At 66.5% G+C, this 16,391-nt stretch carries 15 protein-coding genes; 5 read left to right on the top strand and 10 right to left on the bottom strand.

The window, feature by feature from the left end; genetic code table 11:
* Positions 1–31: 31 nt before the first annotated feature.
* On the top strand, positions 32–1,525 hold the full coding sequence (locus tag PRN20_RS14925) for an ATP-binding protein (protein WP_273958319.1): 1,494 nt from the start codon (positions 32–34) through the stop codon (positions 1,523–1,525).
* A 1-nt stretch (position 1,526) separates the two neighbouring features.
* On the opposite strand, the gene PRN20_RS14920 is transcribed toward PRN20_RS14925, so the two are convergent.
* Both PRN20_RS14920 and PRN20_RS14915 read right to left on the bottom strand, forming a co-directional pair.
* Positions 1,527–2,309, bottom strand: coding sequence for an NAD-dependent epimerase/dehydratase family protein (locus PRN20_RS14920; RefSeq protein ID WP_273958318.1), 783 nt, complete (start codon positions 2,307–2,309; stop codon positions 1,527–1,529).
* 108 nt (positions 2,310–2,417) lie between these two features.
* Positions 2,418–2,693, bottom strand: coding sequence for a DUF2312 domain-containing protein (locus PRN20_RS14915; protein ID WP_273958317.1), 276 nt, complete (start codon positions 2,691–2,693; stop codon positions 2,418–2,420).
* 206 nt (positions 2,694–2,899) lie between these two features.
* Here PRN20_RS14915 and PRN20_RS14910 point away from each other — a divergent pair, with 206 nt between their 5' ends.
* The 3 genes from PRN20_RS14910 to PRN20_RS14900 all read left to right on the top strand — a co-directional run bounded on the left by PRN20_RS14910 (position 2,900) and on the right by PRN20_RS14900 (position 6,407).
* Complete coding sequence (locus PRN20_RS14910) at positions 2,900–3,505, top strand: DUF1036 domain-containing protein (protein ID WP_273958316.1); 606 nt, start codon at positions 2,900–2,902, stop codon at positions 3,503–3,505.
* On the top strand, positions 3,502–4,938 hold the full coding sequence (gene pyk / locus PRN20_RS14905; RefSeq protein WP_273958315.1) for a pyruvate kinase: 1,437 nt from the start codon (positions 3,502–3,504) through the stop codon (positions 4,936–4,938). Before PRN20_RS14910 ends, pyk begins: the two co-directional genes overlap by 4 nt.
* Before the next feature lie 80 nt (positions 4,939–5,018).
* Positions 5,019–6,407 (top strand): M20/M25/M40 family metallo-hydrolase, encoded by a 1,389-nt coding sequence (locus PRN20_RS14900; RefSeq protein WP_273958314.1) that lies wholly within the window; start codon positions 5,019–5,021, stop codon positions 6,405–6,407.
* 187 nt (positions 6,408–6,594) lie between these two features.
* Here PRN20_RS14900 and ykgO read toward each other — a convergent pair whose 3' ends face one another.
* On the bottom strand, positions 6,595–6,720 hold the full coding sequence (gene ykgO, locus PRN20_RS14895; RefSeq protein WP_055046235.1) for a type B 50S ribosomal protein L36: 126 nt from the start codon (positions 6,718–6,720) through the stop codon (positions 6,595–6,597).
* 122 nt (positions 6,721–6,842) lie between these two features.
* Here ykgO and PRN20_RS14890 point away from each other — a divergent pair, with 122 nt between their 5' ends.
* The gene (locus tag PRN20_RS14890; RefSeq protein WP_273958313.1) at positions 6,843–7,349 is read left to right on the top strand and encodes a response regulator; all 507 of its coding nucleotides are present in this window, start codon (positions 6,843–6,845) and stop codon (positions 7,347–7,349) included.
* Positions 7,350–7,373: 24 nt separating this feature from the next.
* Here the strand turns inward: PRN20_RS14890 and PRN20_RS14885 are convergent, their stop codons facing one another.
* The 7 genes from PRN20_RS14885 to PRN20_RS14855 all read right to left on the bottom strand — a co-directional run bounded on the left by PRN20_RS14885 (position 7,374) and on the right by PRN20_RS14855 (position 16,382).
* The gene (locus PRN20_RS14885; RefSeq protein WP_273958312.1) at positions 7,374–8,381 is read right to left on the bottom strand and encodes an ABC transporter ATP-binding protein; all 1,008 of its coding nucleotides are present in this window, start codon (positions 8,379–8,381) and stop codon (positions 7,374–7,376) included.
* Positions 8,381–9,364, bottom strand: a complete 984-nt coding sequence (locus tag PRN20_RS14880; protein WP_273958310.1) for an ABC transporter ATP-binding protein — start codon at positions 9,362–9,364, stop codon at positions 8,381–8,383. The genes PRN20_RS14885 and PRN20_RS14880 overlap by 1 nt, the downstream gene beginning before the upstream one ends.
* 1 nt (position 9,365) lies before the next feature.
* Entirely contained in the window at positions 9,366–10,280 is a 915-nt protein-coding gene (locus tag PRN20_RS14875; protein ID WP_273958309.1) for an ABC transporter permease, read from the bottom strand.
* Entirely contained in the window at positions 10,280–11,203 is a 924-nt protein-coding gene (locus PRN20_RS14870) for an ABC transporter permease (protein ID WP_273958308.1), read from the bottom strand. Before PRN20_RS14870 ends, PRN20_RS14875 begins: the two co-directional genes overlap by 1 nt.
* 102 nt (positions 11,204–11,305) lie before the next feature.
* Positions 11,306–12,922, bottom strand: a complete 1,617-nt coding sequence (locus PRN20_RS14865; protein WP_443112583.1) for a peptide ABC transporter substrate-binding protein — start codon at positions 12,920–12,922, stop codon at positions 11,306–11,308.
* A gap of 206 nt (positions 12,923–13,128) precedes the next feature.
* Positions 13,129–14,412: an acetyl-CoA C-acetyltransferase gene (locus PRN20_RS14860; RefSeq protein ID WP_337956253.1), complete on the bottom strand. Its 1,284-nt coding sequence runs from the start codon at positions 14,410–14,412 to the stop codon at positions 13,129–13,131.
* Entirely contained in the window at positions 14,412–16,382 is a 1,971-nt protein-coding gene (locus tag PRN20_RS14855) for a 3-hydroxyacyl-CoA dehydrogenase NAD-binding domain-containing protein (RefSeq protein WP_273958306.1), read from the bottom strand. Before PRN20_RS14855 ends, PRN20_RS14860 begins: the two co-directional genes overlap by 1 nt.
* Between the last annotated feature and the right edge of the window lie 9 nt (positions 16,383–16,391).

Below are 16,391 nucleotides of genomic sequence, written 5' to 3'. Positions count from 1 at the left end.
CAACTACCGAAGAATCAGCTAACCAAGTCCCATGCAGGTCGCGATCGACATGGGTGTGGCGCAGGGTGGCGCCGAGGCGAAGCTTGACCTCGAGGAACTGCTCGCCACGCGGTTGCTGGTGCAGGGCAACTCCGGCTCCGGCAAGTCCCACCTCCTCAGGCGCCTGCTCGAACAGAGCGCGCCCTGGGTGCAGCAGTGCATCGTCGATCCCGAAGGCGATTTCGTCACGCTGGCCGACAAGTACGGCCACCTCGTCGTCGATGCCTCCCGCAGCGAATCCGAACTGACCACCATCGCCACCCGCGTGCGCCAGCACCGCGTTTCGGTCGTGCTCAGCCTCGAGGGGCTCGATGTCGAGCAGCAGATGCGTTGCGCCGCCGCCTTCCTCGGCGGGCTGTTCGATGCCGACCGCGACTACTGGTACCCTATGCTCGTCGTGGTGGACGAGGCCCAGCTCTTTGCCCCCGCCATTGCCGGCGAAGTCTCCGACGAAGCGCGCAAGCTTTCGCTCGGCGCGATGACCAACCTGATGTGCCGCGGCCGCAAGCGCGGCCTCGCCGGCGTCATCGCCACGCAGCGCCTCGCCAAGCTGGCGAAGAACGTCGCGGCCGAGGCGTCGAACTTCCTGATGGGCCGCACCTTCCTCGACATCGATATGGCGCGGGCCGCCGACCTGCTCGGCATGGAGCGGCGCCAGGCCGAGATGTTCCGCGATCTGGCGCGCGGGCACTTCGTCGCGCTCGGCCCCGCCATGTCGCGCCGCCCGCTGCCCATGGTGATCGGCCCGGTCGAGACCTCGGCGCGCTCGTCGAGCCCCAAACTGATGCCATTGCCGGATGCGCCGGTTGACGCCAGGGAGCTGATCTTCGCCCCCTTGCCCGAGGCCGCACCGCGCCTGGTGCGCCGCCCGCCCCCGCCGCCGCCCCCCTCGACCAACGACCTGCTCGCGCAACTCGTGCGCACGCAGGTGCCGCAGCCACGCGCCGATGAGCCGGTGGTCGATGCAGCCGAGCGTGACCGCGCCATCGACGACGTCATCCGCGAACTGCTCGAGGATCGTGACGCGGCCTATCGCTCGGTCGCGGTGCTCTACCAGGACTTCCTCGTCCGCTGCCGCATCCGCCGCGTCCCTGGCGAGGCACTCGCCCTGCCCGCATTCCGCCGCAAGCTCGCAGTCGTCCGCGCCGGCGTCGCCGACGAGACGGCGCAGTCGGAAACCTGGCAGACGGCGCTGGCGCTGTCGAACCAGCTCGCCGACGATGTGCAGGGCGTGTTCCTCGTTCTGGCCCGCGCCGCCGTGGAAGGACTGCCCTGCCCCTCCGACGCATCCCTGGCCCGCGCCTACGGCACGCACTCGACGGGCCGTGCCCGGCGCCTGCTCGCCTATTTCGAGGAGCGCGGACTGCTCGTCGTCCGCATGGACCTGCGCAACCAGCGCATCGTCGCCTTCCCCGACCTCGGTGCCGAGACCGGCCCCGGCAACCCCGACGCTCCGGACTATGACGAGCGGACGGCGGCCGAATAGCCTAGTCGTCGGGATGTCCCCAGAGGGCGAACGCTCCACCGAGTAGCTTGTGCCGGGGGTCGGCCGGATCGAGTTCGGCGTGGGGATCGTGCGTGCCCAGTTCCGGCGACGCATGGGTCGGCCGCCAGCCGAGATTGGCTCCGTTCTCGACGGGCACTGGTGCATTGGGGTTGGCCGAGATGCCGTAGACCATGCGGTAGCCGAGCTCCGGCGCATCGAGTCCGGCTTCGATCAACCCGGCGAGGTCATCGCGGTTGCACCAGAGGCGCGCCTCGCGCGGCGTGCCCGGATCGCCCGCCGTGCAGATGCGGATGGCGAGGCATTCGATGCCGAACTTGTCGAAATAGAGCCGGCCCAGCGCTTCGCCGAAGACCTTGGATACCCCGTAGAGCGAGTCCGGTCGCACTGCCGCGTCGGGTCCGAGCGGCAAGTCACCGGCGGGATACATCCCCACCACGTGGTAGCTCGAGGCGTAGATCAGGCGGCGCACGCCCGCCTGCCGTGCGGCTTCGAATATGTTATAGGCGGCGACGATATTGGCATCGAGGATGGTCCGCCAGCCGGCTTCGGTGGCGTGGGCGCCCAGGTGCACCACCGCCGAGATGTCCCGCTGCATCAGCGCATCGACCGCGCTCCGGTCGGAGAGGTCGGCGAGGACGATGTCGCCACCGTCAGCTGAGGTCCGGATGTCGGTCGCAACGACGCTTCGCCCGCGCGCGGCGAACCAGCGCCGCATATGCGTGCCCAAAAGGCCCGAGGCGCCCGTCAGCAGGATGTTCGACATTTGCGGGGTCCTCCGGTAGCGGGCGCCAGAAGAGCGGTGCGCGGCGTCGGGGGCAAGCCCCGCCTTGGGCGGGGTGGCGCGGCGGAGCAATGCTCCGCCGCCAAAGGCTTACAGGTCGTCGTCGCTCGGTGCCACCGCCATGCCGAGCGCGGTCAGGTAGAGCTCGAGCAGGGCTTCCTGCTCCATGCGCTCATTGGCGTCCTGCTTGCGGATGGAGACGATCTTGCGCAGCACCTTGGTATCGAAGCCATTGCCCTTGGCCTCGGCGTAGACTTCCTTGATGTCGCCGGCGATGGCGGCCTTTTCTTCCTCGAGCCGCTCGATGCGTTCGATGAAAGCCTTGATCTGGTCTTGCGCGACGCTGTCGCTGGAGACGATGGACATGGTCACATTCCTTATTCGTTCAGGCGCCCGTTCAACCTGTTCGCGGCGAGCGGTTCAAGCCCGTTCGACACCTATCCACATCCCTCGCCCGCATGGTCCCGCATTTCCGCCAAAAGCCTTCGATAGCGGTTGACAGCAGGCGGAGCGGTGCGCACAAACGTCCGCGCGCTGCAAACGATTTCAGACGTCGAGACCCGGACAGTCCCTTGCGCTATATCCTGGCCATTGCTGGCGTGCTCGCCGCGGCTTTCGTTGCCGTGGCCATCTGGGTCATTCTGCCTCGGGCCGGCGGCACGGCGCCCGCAGCAATCGCGCAGGAACAGCCGGCGGCACCCGCCGCAGAAGATGCGGGCGAAGGCAGTTTTCGCGTCTGCAACGAGACCGCCAACCGCATATCGGTCGCCTTCGGCTATCGCGCCGAAAAGGGTTGGCAGTCCGAGGGCTGGTGGGTGGCTGAGCCCAGCGCCTGCGTCACCATTTTCCGCGGCAACCTCGAGGCGCGCCGCTACTACTATCTCTACGCTGCCGACGACGTGACCGGCGGGACCTGGGACGGAAGCGTCTTCATGTGCACCCGCGACGAGACCTTCACGATCTTCGGCGTTGAGGATTGCCTGGCCCGCGGCTACGAACGCACGGGCTTCTTCGAGGTCGATACCCATAATCGCAGCGACTGGACGCTGCAGCTGACCGAGGGCGACATGGTCGGCGGCGAGGACGAAACCGTCCCGCTGGAGGGCGACCTGCCGACCGACGGCGGCAATTTGCCGGCGGACGACACACCCACTGATGAAGGTGCAGATACTCAATGAAACGCATGAGACGCGTGAAGATCGTCGCGACCCTGGGGCCCGCCTCCAACGACGAAGCAACGATCGAGAAACTGGCGCGAGCCGGTGCGGACGTGTTCCGCATCAACATGAGCCACGCCAGCCACGAGCTGCTCAAGCAGACGGTAGGCTATATCCGTAGCGTCGAGGCGCGCCTGCACCATCCGATCGGCGTGCTGGTCGACCTGCAGGGCCCCAAGCTCCGCGTCGGCCGTTTCGCCGATGGCGCCGTGCAGCTGGTCGCTGGCGCCAAGTTCACGCTCGACAGCTCCGAAGCACCGGGCACCGTCGAACGCGTCTTCCTGCCCCATCCGGAAATCATCGAGTCCGTCTCTGTGGGTGACCGCCTGCTGCTCGACGACGGCAAGCTCCAGCTCCGGGCCACCAAGGTCGGCGGCGGGGCGATCGAGACCGAGGTCATCTACGGCGGCAAGCTCAGCGACCGCAAGGGCGTCAGCCTGCCCGATACGCTCCTGCCGATGGGCGCGCTGACCGAGAAGGACCACGCGGACCTGCTCAAGGGCCTCGAGGCCGAGGCCGACTGGATCGCCGTCAGCTTCGTGCAGCGGCCCGAGGACATCATCGATATCCGCAAGATCGTCCAGGGCCGGGCGGGCGTGATGGCCAAGATCGAGAAGCCCCAGGCTGTGGAGCGGCTCGAGGAAATCATCAAGCTCTGCGACGCCTTCATGGTGGCGCGCGGCGACCTCGGCGTCGAGATGCCGCTCGAGCAGGTCCCGGGCCTGCAGAAGCGCATGATCCGCATCGCCCGCCGCTACGGCAAGCCGGTGGTGGTCGCGACGCAGATGCTCGAGTCGATGATCACCTCGCCGGTGCCGACCCGCGCCGAAGTCTCGGACGTGTCGATCGCCGTCTTCGAGGGCGCCGACGCCGTGATGCTCTCGGCCGAGAGCGCCTCGGGCCAGTACCCGGTCGAGGCGGTGGCCATGATGAACAAGGTGGCCGTCGCCGTCGAGAGCGACGTCAACTACCGCGGCATCATCCGCGCCCAGGCCGCCGAGCCCGAGGCGACCGCAGCCGACGCGATTTCCGCGGCGACCCGCCAGGTGGCCGAAACGCTCGATCTGGCCGCCATCGTCACCTACACCTCGTCGGGTTCGACCGCGATCCGCGCCGCGCGCGAGCGGCCCTCCAAGCCGATCCTCGCGCTCTCGCCGAACCTCAGGACCGTGCGCCGCCTGTCGGTGGTGTGGGGCATCCACTGCGTGGAATCGCCCGATGCGGTGAACCTGGAGGACATGGTCGATCGCGCCTGCGTCATCGCCTACAACGAGGGACTCGCCCGCCCGGGTGACCGCATCGCCATCACCGCCGGCATTCCGCTCGGCACGCCCGGCGCGACCAACATGCTGCGCATCGCCTTCGTCCGCCAGGATGGCGCCGGATCCTCTTGATCCTGCCTGCCTAGGCTGTCACTTCTCAATCCCTCCCTTAAAAAGGGAGGGATTTTTGCTTTCAATAACGGATTGCCCCGATGTCCACCGCACTCGACGCCGCCCTCGCCCATGCCGATGCCCACATCGACGAAAGCGTGGAGCGGCTGAAGACACTGGTGGCGATCAAGTCGATCTCCACTGACCCCGCTTATGCCGGCGAAGTGCGGAAGGCCGCTGACTGGCTCGCCGCTGACCTCACGGCGCTCGGCTTCGATGCTTCGGTGCGGCAGACCCCGGGGCACCCGATGGTGGTGGCGCACGACCAGGCCGCGAGCGGCCCGCACGTGCTGTTCTATGCCCACTACGACGTACAGCCGGTCGATCCGCTGAACCTGTGGCACACCGATCCCTTCACCGCGACGCCGATAGTGGGCGACGACGGCGAGACCCGGATCTTTGGTCGTGGCACCTCCGACGACAAGGGTCAGCTCCTGACCTTCGTCGAGGCCTGCCGGGCCTGGAAGGCGGTCAACGGCGCGCTGCCCATCAAGATGACGCTGTTCTTCGAAGGCGAGGAAGAGTCGGGCGGCAAGAGCCTCCCCGGCTTCCTCGAGGCCAACCGGGCCGAACTCGGAACAGCCGACGTCGCACTGGTCTGCGACACCGACCTGTGGAATCGCGACACCCCGGCCATCGTCACTTCGCTGCGCGGCCTCGTCGGCGAGGAGGTCGAGATCACCTGCGCCAGCCATGACCTGCACTCGGGCATGTACGGAAACGCGGCGCGCAACCCGATCCAGGTGCTGGCCGACATCATCGCCTCGCTGCGCAACCCGGATGGCAGCGTCGCCGTCGAGGGCTTCTACGACGACGTCGCCGAACTGCCGGCAGAGATCGCGGCGCAGTGGAAGCGCCTCCCCTATGACGAGGCCGCCTTCATGAAGGGCGCCGGGCTGACCACCCCGGCCGGCGAGAAGGGGCGCTCGGTGCTCGAGCAGACCCGCTCGCGCCCGACCTGCGAGATCAACGGCATCACCGGCGGCTACACCGGCGACGGCTTCAAGACCGTGATCCCGGCCAAGGCGAGCGCCAAGATTTCGTTCCGCCTGGTTTCGGGCATGGACCCGGCGAAGATCCGGGCCGCGTTCAGGAAGCACGTCACCGACCGCCTGCCCCCCGACGCCACCGTGACCTTTGGAGAGCATGGCGGCAGCCCCGCCGTCTCCGTGCCGACCGATGGCGCCTTCCTCAAGCAGGCCGCGGCCGCGCTCAAGGACGAGTGGGGCAACGAGGCCGCGCTCATCGGTTCGGGCGGCTCCATCCCGGTTGCCGGCGAGTTCAAGAAGATCCTCGGGCTCGACACGCTCCTGATCGGTTTCGCGCTCGACGACGACCGCATCCACTCGCCCAACGAGAAGTACGACCTCAGGAGCTACCACAAGGGTATCCGCTCGTGGCTGCGGATCATCGCGGCGTTTGCGGCGTAGGGATCTGACTGAGAGAGACGGCCCCCTCCCGGCCTCCGGTGCGTAGGCACGATCGAGCCACAGCCCCGTCTCTTCACCTCCCCCTTTATGGGGGAGGCCGGGAGGGGGCCGTCCGTCTCAGTGACCCACCAACGCAAAAGGCCCGCTTTCGCGGGCCTTTCAATGACGTGCAGTCGTGAGCAGCAGCTCAGCCCTGGCGGGCCTTGTAGCGCTTGTCCACCTTGTTGATGATGTACACGCGGCCGCGGCGGCGCACGAGCTTGTTGGCGCGATGGCGACCCATCAGAGCCTTGAGCGAATTGGTGACCTTCATTCCAAACCCCGGAACCGAAATAAAAAGAGGCGCCGCGCGCCCTTCGAATTGCGGCTGTGATTAAGGGCAAAAGCCCCGGCTGTCAACGCTTACATGCAGATTAACCTGGGCGAAATGCACCCGTGGCATTCTCCGCCATCATGCAGAAACCCGGCTTTGGCAAACTCGATGTACTTGTGGTCGATCCGTCGCCCCATATGGCGGCGCTGATCGGGCAGATGCTGCGCCACCTGAAGGTCCGCCGCGTCGATGAAACCGTGACTGCGGACGGCGCTTCGCTGATGCTGCAGACGCACCGCTACGGCGCCGTCATGATCAACGACACCCTGATGCCGACCGACGGCATCGCCATGGTGCGCGCCCTGCGCCAGGCCTCGGCGGGCCTCAACCGCGACACGCCGGTGATCATGATGTCGTCGGCCCCGGATGCCGACCAGATCGCCCGGGCCCGCGACGCCGGCGTCACCGAGTTCCTGCGCAAGCCGTTCTCGGCCCAGCACATCGAGAGCCGCCTGGTCTCGATCCTGGCGGCTCCCCGCGAGTTCATCGAGGACAAGGCCTTTGTCGGCCCCGACAGGCGCCGCAAGCGCGCCACCTACAAGGGCGACGAGCGCCGCAACGGCAACTGATCCCACTCGACCTTTTTGGGACGCCTATGCCCCGGAGGCCAGTTCGATCTCCTGCCAGCGGATGCAGGCGACGCCGCGGCCGTCCGGGAGCGTCTCGAGGGTTGGCACCTTCTCCGCGCAGCGCGGCTGGGCAAATCGGCAGCGGGTGCGGAAGGTGCAGCCCGAAGGCTGGTTGATCGGCGACGGGATCTCGCCCACCAGCCCCTCGATCGAGCGCTGGCGCGCCCGTTTGGGATCGGGGATGGGTACGGCCGTGAGCAGCGCCCGGGTGTAGGGGTGCTTGGGGTCCTCGTAGAGGTCGTCGCCCTCGGCGAGTTCGACGATGCGGCCGAGGTAGAGGACCATGATCCGGTCCGACACGTGCCGCACGACCGATAGGTTGTGCGAGATGAAGATCAGCGTCAGGCCCAGCCGCTCCTTGAGGTCGGAGAGCAGGTTGAGGATCTGGGCCTGGATCGACACGTCGAGCGCCGACACCGGCTCGTCACAGACGATGAGCTTGGGTTCGCTGATCAGCGCCCGCGCGATGCCGATGCGCTGTGCCTGCCCGCCCGAGAACTCGTGCGGGTAGCGGTTGATCATCTCGGGCAGGAGGCCGACGGCCTCCATGGTCTTGATCACGCGTTCGCGCCGGCCCTTGGCGTCGACTTCGGGCATCAGCGTCTTGAGCGGATCGGCGATGATCTCGCCCACGGTCATGCGCGGGTTGAGCGAGGCCAGCGGGTCCTGGAAAATGATCTGCAGGTCGCGCCGCTTCTTGCGCATCTCGGCTTCGGGCAGGCGCGAGATGTCCTGGCCGAGCCACAGCACCTTGCCCTCGTCGGGCGAGAGCAGTTGCAGGATGCAGCGCCCGAGCGTCGACTTTCCGCAGCCGGATTCGCCCACGATCCCCAGCGTCTCGCCTCGTTTGACGGTGAAGTTGATGTCCTGCAGCGCACGCAACTGGAACGGGCGGGAGAACAGGCCCGCCGAAATGGAGAAGTTCTTGGAGAGGTTCTCGACCTTGAGCAGGTCTTCGGTGCGATCGAGCATCACGCGACCTTCCCGTACTTGAGTTCACCCTGGTACCAGCACGCCTTCTCGCGCACGTCCTCGACGGGCAGCAGCGGCGGCCGTTCCTCGAAGCAGCGCTCGAAGCGGAAGGCACAGCGGGGGTGGAAGGCGCAGCCCTTGGGCAGGTGCTCGAGGCTGGGCGGCAGGCCCTGGATCGGATCGAGCCGCGCGGCACGCTTGCCGACGTGAGGCGTCGAGTGCAGCAGCCCCAGCGTGTAGGGGTGGCGCGGATCGTAGAACAGGTTGTCCGTCGGCCCCTTCTCGATGCAGCGCCCGCCATACATCACCATCATGCGGTCGGCGACGCCGGCGACGACGCCGAGATCGTGCGTGATGAGGACGAGCGCGGTGCCGAAGTCGTTGGTGAGCGTCTTGAACAGATCGAGCATCTGCGCCTGAACCGTCACGTCGAGCGCCGTGGTCGGCTCGTCCGCGATGAGGATCTTGGGCCGGCAGAGCAGCGCCATCGCGATCATCACGCGCTGGCGCATGCCGCCCGAGAGCTCGTGCGGATAGGCGTTGGCGCGCTTGACCGGTTCGGGGATACCGACCCGCTCCAGCATCTCGATCACGGCACGATAGGCCTTGTCGTTGTCGTAGCCCTGGTGCCGCACCAGCACCTCGGCGAGCTGGGTCCGCAGCCGGAGGCTGGGGTTCAGCGAGGTCATCGGATCCTGGAAGATCATGGCGATGTCCTTGCCGCGATAGCGGTCGAGCTCGCTGGGAGGGAGCCCGATCAGGTTGACATCGCCCATCATGGCGCGGCCGGAAGCCCGGCCGTTCCTGGCGAGCAGGCCCATGATCGACAGGAAGGCCTGGCTCTTGCCCGACCCGCTTTCGCCCACGACGGCGAGCGTCTCACCCTCGGCCAGGGAAAAATCGAGATTGGAGACGGCCTTCACTTCGGATTCGTGAAGCTCAAAGGTGACGTCGAGTCCATCGACGACGAGGACATCGGCCATTCTAGCGGTCCTTCGGATCGAGCGCGTCGCGGAGACCATCGCCCAGATAAGTCAAACAGAGCAGCATCGTGATCAGCACGGCCGCGGGCACCAGCAGCATCCAGGGCAACGTCTCGATCACCGGCGCACCGGCCGAGATCAGCGTGCCGAGCGAAGTCTGCGGCTCCTGCACGCCGAGCCCGAGATAGCTGAGGAAGCTCTCGGTGATGATGATCTCGGGGATGGTGAGCGTGGCATAGATCACCACCGGCCCGGTGAGGTTGGGCACGATGTGCCGGAAGATGATGGTGAAGGGCCCTGCCCCGCCGGCCTTGGCCGCCTCGATGAACTCGCGTTGCTTGAGGCTGAGCGTCTGGCCGCGCACGATGCGGGCCATGGTGAGCCACTCGAGGCAGCCGATGCCGACGAACAGCAGGACCGGCGAGCGCCCGAAGATCACCACGAGGATGATGACGAACAGGATGTAGGGCAGTGCGTACATGATGTCGACGAAGCGCATCATGACCGCATCGACCTTGCCGCCGAAATAGCCGGCAATGGCGCCATAGGTGATGCCGATCACCACCGACACCATCGTGGCGACGAAGGCCACGATGAGCGACATCTGCGTGCCCTGCATGACGCGGGCCAGCATGTCGCGGCCGTTCGCGTCGGTACCGAGGTAGTGCCCCTTGTCGAAGTTGGGCGGCTTGCGGATGGACGACCAATCCACCTTGTCATAGGCCCACGGCGCGAAGTACGGCCCGACAAAGGCGAACAGCACGATCGCGACGACCACGAAGATCGAGACCACCGCCGCCTTGTTGCGGCTGAGCCGGCGAAATGCGTCCTGGGTGAGCGAACGCCCCTTCGGGGCCTTGGCCAGCGCTTCCGCATATGCGGTGAGGGTGGCGTCCTTGCCTGTGATCCCGGCCATCAGCGGAACCTCACCTTGGGATCGAGCCAGGCGTAGATCACGTCGACGATCAGATTGAGCACGAGAATGATGAAGAGGTACAGGATGGTGGTTCCCAGCACGAGCCCGTAGTCGCGGTTGAGCGCGCCGGTGATGAAGTACTTGCCGATGCCCGGCAGCGCGAAGATCTGCTCGACGACGAGCGAACCGGTCAGCAGGTAGCTGAGGCCCGGCCCGAGGTAGGAGACGACCGGGATGAGCGCCGGCTTGATGGCGTGGCGGACGAGGATGAGCCGTGCGCCGAGCCCCTTGGAGCGCGCCGTGCGGACGTAGTTGGTGCCCAGCACTTCGATCATCGAGCCGCGCGTGAGGCGCGCGATGCGCCCGGCATGCGGCAGCGCCAGCACGGTGATGGGCAGGATGAGGTGCGGGATGGAGCCCGGGACGTAGCCGCCTGCAGGGAACCAGTCGAGATAGACCCCGAACACCAGCTGCAGCAGGCTGCCCATGAGGAAGTTCGGAATGACGAGCCCGACCATCACCAGCGCCACCAGCACGTAGTCCGGCCAGTGGTTCTGGTTCATGGCGGCGACGGCACCCGCGACCAGGCCGACAAGGGTCGCGACCGTGAAGGCGGAGAAGCCCAGCATCATGGTGAAGGGCAGGCCGATAGCCAGCATCTCGGCGACCGAGAAGTCGTCGAACACCATGGAGGGACCCAGGTCGCCCTGGAACAGCCGGCCCAGGTAGATCAGGTACTGCATGAACAGTGGCTGATCGAGATTGTAGTGCGCCCTGAGATTGGCCAGCGTATCCGGCGGCAGCTGTCGACCGGTGTCGAACGGCCCGCCGGGCGCCAATCTGAGGATGAAGAAACAAACCGTGATGGCGATCAGCGCGATCGGCAGAGCCGACAGCACACGCCTCAGCGCATAACCGAGCATTCGGTTCGCACCTTTCCTGCTGCCGCCCGGAGCAAGAAGCCGGGCAAAGGGGAACCGGCGCGAGTTGAGAAGCTCGCGCCCGCGCCAGTTCCGGATACGGGGTTACTCGGTCTTGGACAGCCAGCGCGTACGGTGGGTGTCCTTGGCATTGTCCTCGAAGCCCTGGACGGACGGCTTGACGACGTTGCTGGCAAGGTACCAGACGAGCGGGATCGCGGCGAACTCGTCCATCGCGAGCTTCTCGGCATCGCCGAGCAGCTTGGCGCGGACAGCCAGATCCTGCTCGGAGGCAGCATCGGTGACCAGCTTGTCCACGGTCTCGTTGGAATAGCGGCCGTAGTTGTTGCCCCAGTTGATGGTGCCGTCAGCCTGCTTGGTGCCCGACTTCAGCAGCTCGAGCGTGTTGCTCGGGTCCGAGTAGTCGTTGAGCCAGCCGGCACGACCGACATCGAAGTCACCGGCGCGCAGGGCATCGTAGTGCACCGGCGTTTCGGCGTTGAACAGCTCGGCCTGCACGCCGATCTCCTGCCACATGGCCGAGATCGCGATGGCGAGGTTCTGGTGGTTGTCGTTGGTGTTGTAGCGCAGCTGCAGCTTCAGCGGGTTCTCAGGCGTGTACCCGGCCTCGGCCATGAGCTTCTTGGCCTCGGCGACGCGCTCTTCGTACGTCAGCTCGATATATTCCGGCGTGTAGGGCGTGACGCCCTCGTAGTTGCCGGTGCCCGGCGGCACCCAGGCATAAGCGGCCGGCTCGCCCGAGCCCCAGATATCGGGCCCGATGATCTCGCGGTTGATCGAGATCGAGAGCGCCTTGCGCACGTTGACGTTGTCGAACGGCGCCTTCTCCTGGTTGATCACGTAGTAGTGGATGCCCTGGAACGGAGCGAAACGGCCTTCGCCGGGCATGGTGTCCGTCACGATCTTCTGCTGGTCGGCGGGCAGGTCGGTCAGGATATCGTACTCGCCGGCGCGATAGCGGTTGAACGCCGCGGCCAGGTCGTCCTGCACATAGTAGAGGACTTCGTCGATCTTGACGTTGTCCTTGTCATAGTAAGTGTCGGACTTGACCGACTTCACGTAGTTGCCCGGCACCCATTCGGTGACCTTGAACGGGCCGTTGCCGACGATGTTCTCGACATTGGTCCAGGCGTCGCCCTTGGCCTCGATCACATGCTTGGGCACGGGATAGGCGGTGTAGTGGGTCAGCGCGTCGAGGAAGTACGGGGTCGGCGCCTCGAGGGTGATCTCGAGCGTCTTGTCGTCGATGGCCTTCACGCCGAAATCGGCGGAATCAGGAGTCATCGTGCCCTCGGCGATCTCCGAGCCACCCTTGATCGGATACTGCAGGTAGGCGTACTCGCTGGCGGTCGCCGGGTTGAACAGCCGGCGGAAGGCGAACTCGAAGTCCGCGGCCGTCACCGGCGTGCCGTCGCTCCACTGGATCCCGTCGCGCAGCTTGAAGGTGTAAACAAGCCCGTCCTCCGACAGGGTGTAGGACTCGGCCTGGCCCGGAATCGGAGCGGCCTTGGCGTCCTCGGCCATCAGGCCCTCGATGTAGTCACCGATGATGCGGTTCTGCCAGTCACCCGACGCCTTGTGCGGATCGAGGGTGCCCGGCTCGGAGCCGTTCATGGTGTTGAGCGTGACGCCCAGCGCCGTGCTCGCCATCAGCAGCGAGAGCGCGCCAGCGGTCGCGGCCGCTTTGAGGACCGATGTTATTCTCATTGTTGTCCCATCTCCTGAAAGACCGTTTCCAGATCGGGCCGGCCATTAGCAAGCCGTGCCTTTTTTCTTACCGGACTGGTCGGAACCGCCGGATTGGGTACGGACCCTATGGCATCAGAAATGTCGTGACAAGCGGTGACTTGACGTATGCGTCAAGTCTTACAGGGCATGGGGAAAAGTGTTGATCCCGGCGTTACTTGTTACGCCGCCCGCTCGACCAGCGCAGCCACGCCCATGCCGCCCGCCGTACAGACGGAGATGAGCGCCCGTTGCTTCTGCGTCGTCGCCAGAAGCTTGGCCGTAAGCCCCAGAATGCGGGCTCCGGTGGCCGCGAACGGGTGCCCGTAAGCAAGGCTCGATCCCCTGGTGTTGATCTTGTCGGGATCGATCTCGCCGAGCGGCGTCTCGCGGCCGAGGGTGTTGCGGTTGTAGTCCGGATCGCGCCACGCCTTGAGCGTGCACAGCACCTGCGCCGCGAAGGCCTCGTGAATCTCGAACAGGTCGATGTCGTCGAACGTGAGGTTGGAGCGCCGCAGCATTTCCGAGACGGCAATGGTCGGCGCCATCAGCAACCCCTCGCCATGCGCGAAATCGTTGGCGGACACCTGGCCCAGCGTCAGGTAGGCGAGGATGGGAAGGCCGCGCGCCTTGGCCCACTCCTCGCTGGCGAGCAGCACGGCGGCGGAGCCATCGGTGAGCGGGGTCGAATTGGCAGCGGTCAGCGTGCCCTTGCCCGACTGCTTGTCGAAGGCCGGTTTCATCGCCGCCATCTTCTCGAGGCTGGTGTCGGCGCGCACGTTATTGTCCTTGAGCACGCCGGCGAAGGGGACGATCAGGTCGTCGTGGAAGCCCTCGTCATAGGCGCGGGCGGCGTTCTGGTGGCTCTTGAGGGCCAGCGCGTCCTGCTCCTCGCGGGTGATCTCCCACTGGCGGGCCATCAACTCGCAGTGCTGTCCCATGGAGAGGCCGGTGCGCGGCTCCTGCGTCGAGGGCGCGATGGGGGTGAGCTCGCCCAGGTTGAAGCCCTTGAACACCTTGAACTTCTCGCCCGTGGTGCGGGCGCGGCTCAGCTCGATCATGCGATGCTGGAACTTGTCGCCGAACACCACCGGGCTGTCCGAGACGGTGTCCGAGCCCGCCGCGATGGCGCTGTCGATCTCGCCGACCGCGATCTTGGCGCCGAGCGACAGCGCCGCCTGGAGCGAGGTGCCACAGGCGATCTGCACGTTCGTGCCGGGCGTGCGCGGGGACAATCCGGCATCGAGGCTGGCTTCGCGGGCGAGGTTGAAGTCGCGGCTGTGGCTGAGCACGGCGCCGGCCATGACTTCACCGATCGCCTCGCCCTTGAGGTTGTACTTGTCGACGAGACCGCCGAGCGCCGCGCCCAGCATCGAGAGGTTCCCCTCCTCGGCGTAGCCGGTATGGGCGCGGGCGAAGGGAATGCGGGCCGAGCCGACAATGGCGACCTTGCGAGTTTCCACCATCAGGCTCTCCCGTCCTTGCGGGCCTGCAGTGGCCCTCCGAGGAACGGCGCAAAGCCCGTCCCGTAGATGACACCGATATCGGCGAGATCGTCCGAAGACACGACGCCCTCGGCCACTGCGATGGCCGTGGCATTGACCAGCGGCTGCACCAGTTCCCGGCCCAGCCCGGCGAGATCGGCATGCTCGGGCACTTCGCCCTTCACCGCCTTGCCGTTGGTCCAGGTGTAGAACCCCTGCCCGGTCTTGCGGCCGAGCTTCTTGTCGGCGATCAGCCGGGCGAACTGGCTGTTGTCGGGCACCGGACTGCCGAGCTCCTCGGCGACCGACTTGCCGACATCGAGGCCCACCGTATCCATCAGCTCGATCGGCCCCATCGGCATGCCGAAGGCGACGGCCGCGGCGTCGATCTGCTCCTTGTTGGCCCCCGCCTCGACCCGCTGCACGGCGCCCAGCATGTAGGGCATGAGCACGCGGTTGACGAGGAAACCGGGAGCCGACTTCACCACCACCGGCGACTTGCCGATGGCGAGCGCGAAGCTGGCGCCGAGCGCGATATCGGCATCGGTGTTGAACTTCGAGCGGATCACCTCGACCAGCGGCAGTTGCGCCACCGGGTTGAAGAAGTGGAGCCCGATCAGCCGGCCCGGATTGGTCAGCCCCTCGGCGATGCGCTCGAGCTCGATCGAGGACGTATTGGTGGCGAGGATCGCGCCCGGCCGCGCCTTCGTTTCGGCCTCCGCGAAGATCTTGCGCTTGATCTCGAGATTCTCGACCACCGCCTCGATGATGACGTCGGCGCGGGCGAGGCCCTTGCCGGTGACATCGGCCTCGAGCCGGGCCACTGCGTTGTCGATCTCGGTCCTGGATCTGAGCCGCTTCTTGAACAGCGTCTTCGCGCGGTCGAGCGCCGGCTTGATGCGCTCCATGTCGAGATCCTGCAGCGTGACACCGAGACCGCGCAGCGCGCACCAGGCAGCGATATCGCCGCCCATGACGCCGGCGCCGATGACATGCACGCGCCGGAACACGGGCTTGTCGGCGCCGCGCACGCCCTGCTTCTTCAGACCTTCCGAGAGGAAGAACACGCGGCGCAGGTTCTTCGAGGTGTCGGACGCCATCAACGGGATGAACCGGGCAGCCTCGCCCTCCTTCATCGCCCGCCAGTTATTGCCGTGCTCCTCGAACAGGTCGATCAGCGCATAGGGCGCCGGATAGTGCTCGGGCCGCGCCTTCTTGCCGGCCTCGGTCCGCATCTTGCCCGCGACATAGCCGCGGAGCGGACCCAGCGCCATGGCGCGCTTGGCGAACGGCGCTTCCTTGCTCTTCCGTGCCTGCAGCACCGCCTTGCGTGCTTCCCAGCGCAGCGTGTCGCGCACGCGCACCAGCTTGTCGACGAGGCCGAGGCGCCGTGCCTGGCTGGCGCGGAGCATCTTGCCGGTGAGCATAATCTGCATCGCATCGACCGGCCCGGCCTGCCGGACCGAGCGGCCCGAGCCGCCGAAGCCGGGGAAGATGCCGAGATTGACCTCGGGGAAACCGATGCGCGTCTTGTCGTCGTTCACCGCGATCCGGTAGTGGCAGGCGAGTGCCAGCTCCAGCCCGCCGCCGAGGCAGAAACCGTGGATGCCCGCGACCACCGGCACCTTCAGCGCCTCGATCCGGTCGAACAGCGAATGGGCCCGGTCGAGCGCGGCGCGCAGCACGCCCGGATCGCCCATGTCGTCGAACTCGGTGATGTCGGCCCCGGCGATGAAGCCCGAATCCTTGCCCGAGAGCAGCACGAGGCCCTTGATCTCGCCACCCGCCACCATTTCCTCGATCGCCGTGACCATGCCGGTCAGTTCGGTCAACGTCTCGCGGCTCAGGGTGTTCACCGGCGCGTCGGGGACGTCGATAGTCAGCCAGCCGATGCCCTCGAAATCGGTATGAAACGTCCAGGCACGGCTCGGCGGCATCTGCACTTGGGCCATTTCCGGCTC

Origin of the sequence: Devosia sp. ZB163 (assembly GCF_028613635.1) — a bacterium.
Classification (GTDB): domain Bacteria; phylum Pseudomonadota; class Alphaproteobacteria; order Rhizobiales; family Devosiaceae; genus Devosia_A.
This window is presented reverse-complemented; position numbering and strand designations above follow the sequence as displayed.

What these genes read in the sequence shown, in the direction of transcription:
- PRN20_RS14880 (WP_273958310.1), bottom strand. Translation starts at nt 9,364, where the DNA reads ATGGCCGATGTCCTCGTCGTCGATGGACTCGACGTCACCTTTGAGCTT.
- PRN20_RS14900 (WP_273958314.1), top strand. Translation starts at nt 5,019, where the DNA reads ATGTCCACCGCACTCGACGCCGCCCTCGCCCATGCCGATGCCCACATC.
- PRN20_RS14870 (WP_273958308.1), bottom strand. Translation starts at nt 11,203, where the DNA reads ATGCTCGGTTATGCGCTGAGGCGTGTGCTGTCGGCTCTGCCGATCGCG.
- PRN20_RS14920 (WP_273958318.1), bottom strand. Translation starts at nt 2,309, where the DNA reads ATGTCGAACATCCTGCTGACGGGCGCCTCGGGCCTTTTGGGCACGCAT.
- PRN20_RS14925 (WP_273958319.1), top strand. Translation starts at nt 32, where the DNA reads ATGCAGGTCGCGATCGACATGGGTGTGGCGCAGGGTGGCGCCGAGGCG.
- PRN20_RS14875 (WP_273958309.1), bottom strand. Translation starts at nt 10,280, where the DNA reads ATGGCCGGGATCACAGGCAAGGACGCCACCCTCACCGCATATGCGGAA.
- PRN20_RS14855 (WP_273958306.1), bottom strand. Translation starts at nt 16,382, where the DNA reads ATGGCCCAAGTGCAGATGCCGCCGAGCCGTGCCTGGACGTTTCATACC.
- PRN20_RS14915 (WP_273958317.1), bottom strand. Translation starts at nt 2,693, where the DNA reads ATGTCCATCGTCTCCAGCGACAGCGTCGCGCAAGACCAGATCAAGGCT.
- PRN20_RS14885 (WP_273958312.1), bottom strand. Translation starts at nt 8,381, where the DNA reads ATGCTCGATCGCACCGAAGACCTGCTCAAGGTCGAGAACCTCTCCAAG.
- ykgO (WP_055046235.1), bottom strand. Translation starts at nt 6,720, where the DNA reads ATGAAGGTCACCAATTCGCTCAAGGCTCTGATGGGTCGCCATCGCGCC.
- pyk (WP_273958315.1), top strand. Translation starts at nt 3,502, where the DNA reads ATGAAACGCATGAGACGCGTGAAGATCGTCGCGACCCTGGGGCCCGCC.
- PRN20_RS14860 (WP_337956253.1), bottom strand. Translation starts at nt 14,412, where the DNA reads ATGGTGGAAACTCGCAAGGTCGCCATTGTCGGCTCGGCCCGCATTCCC.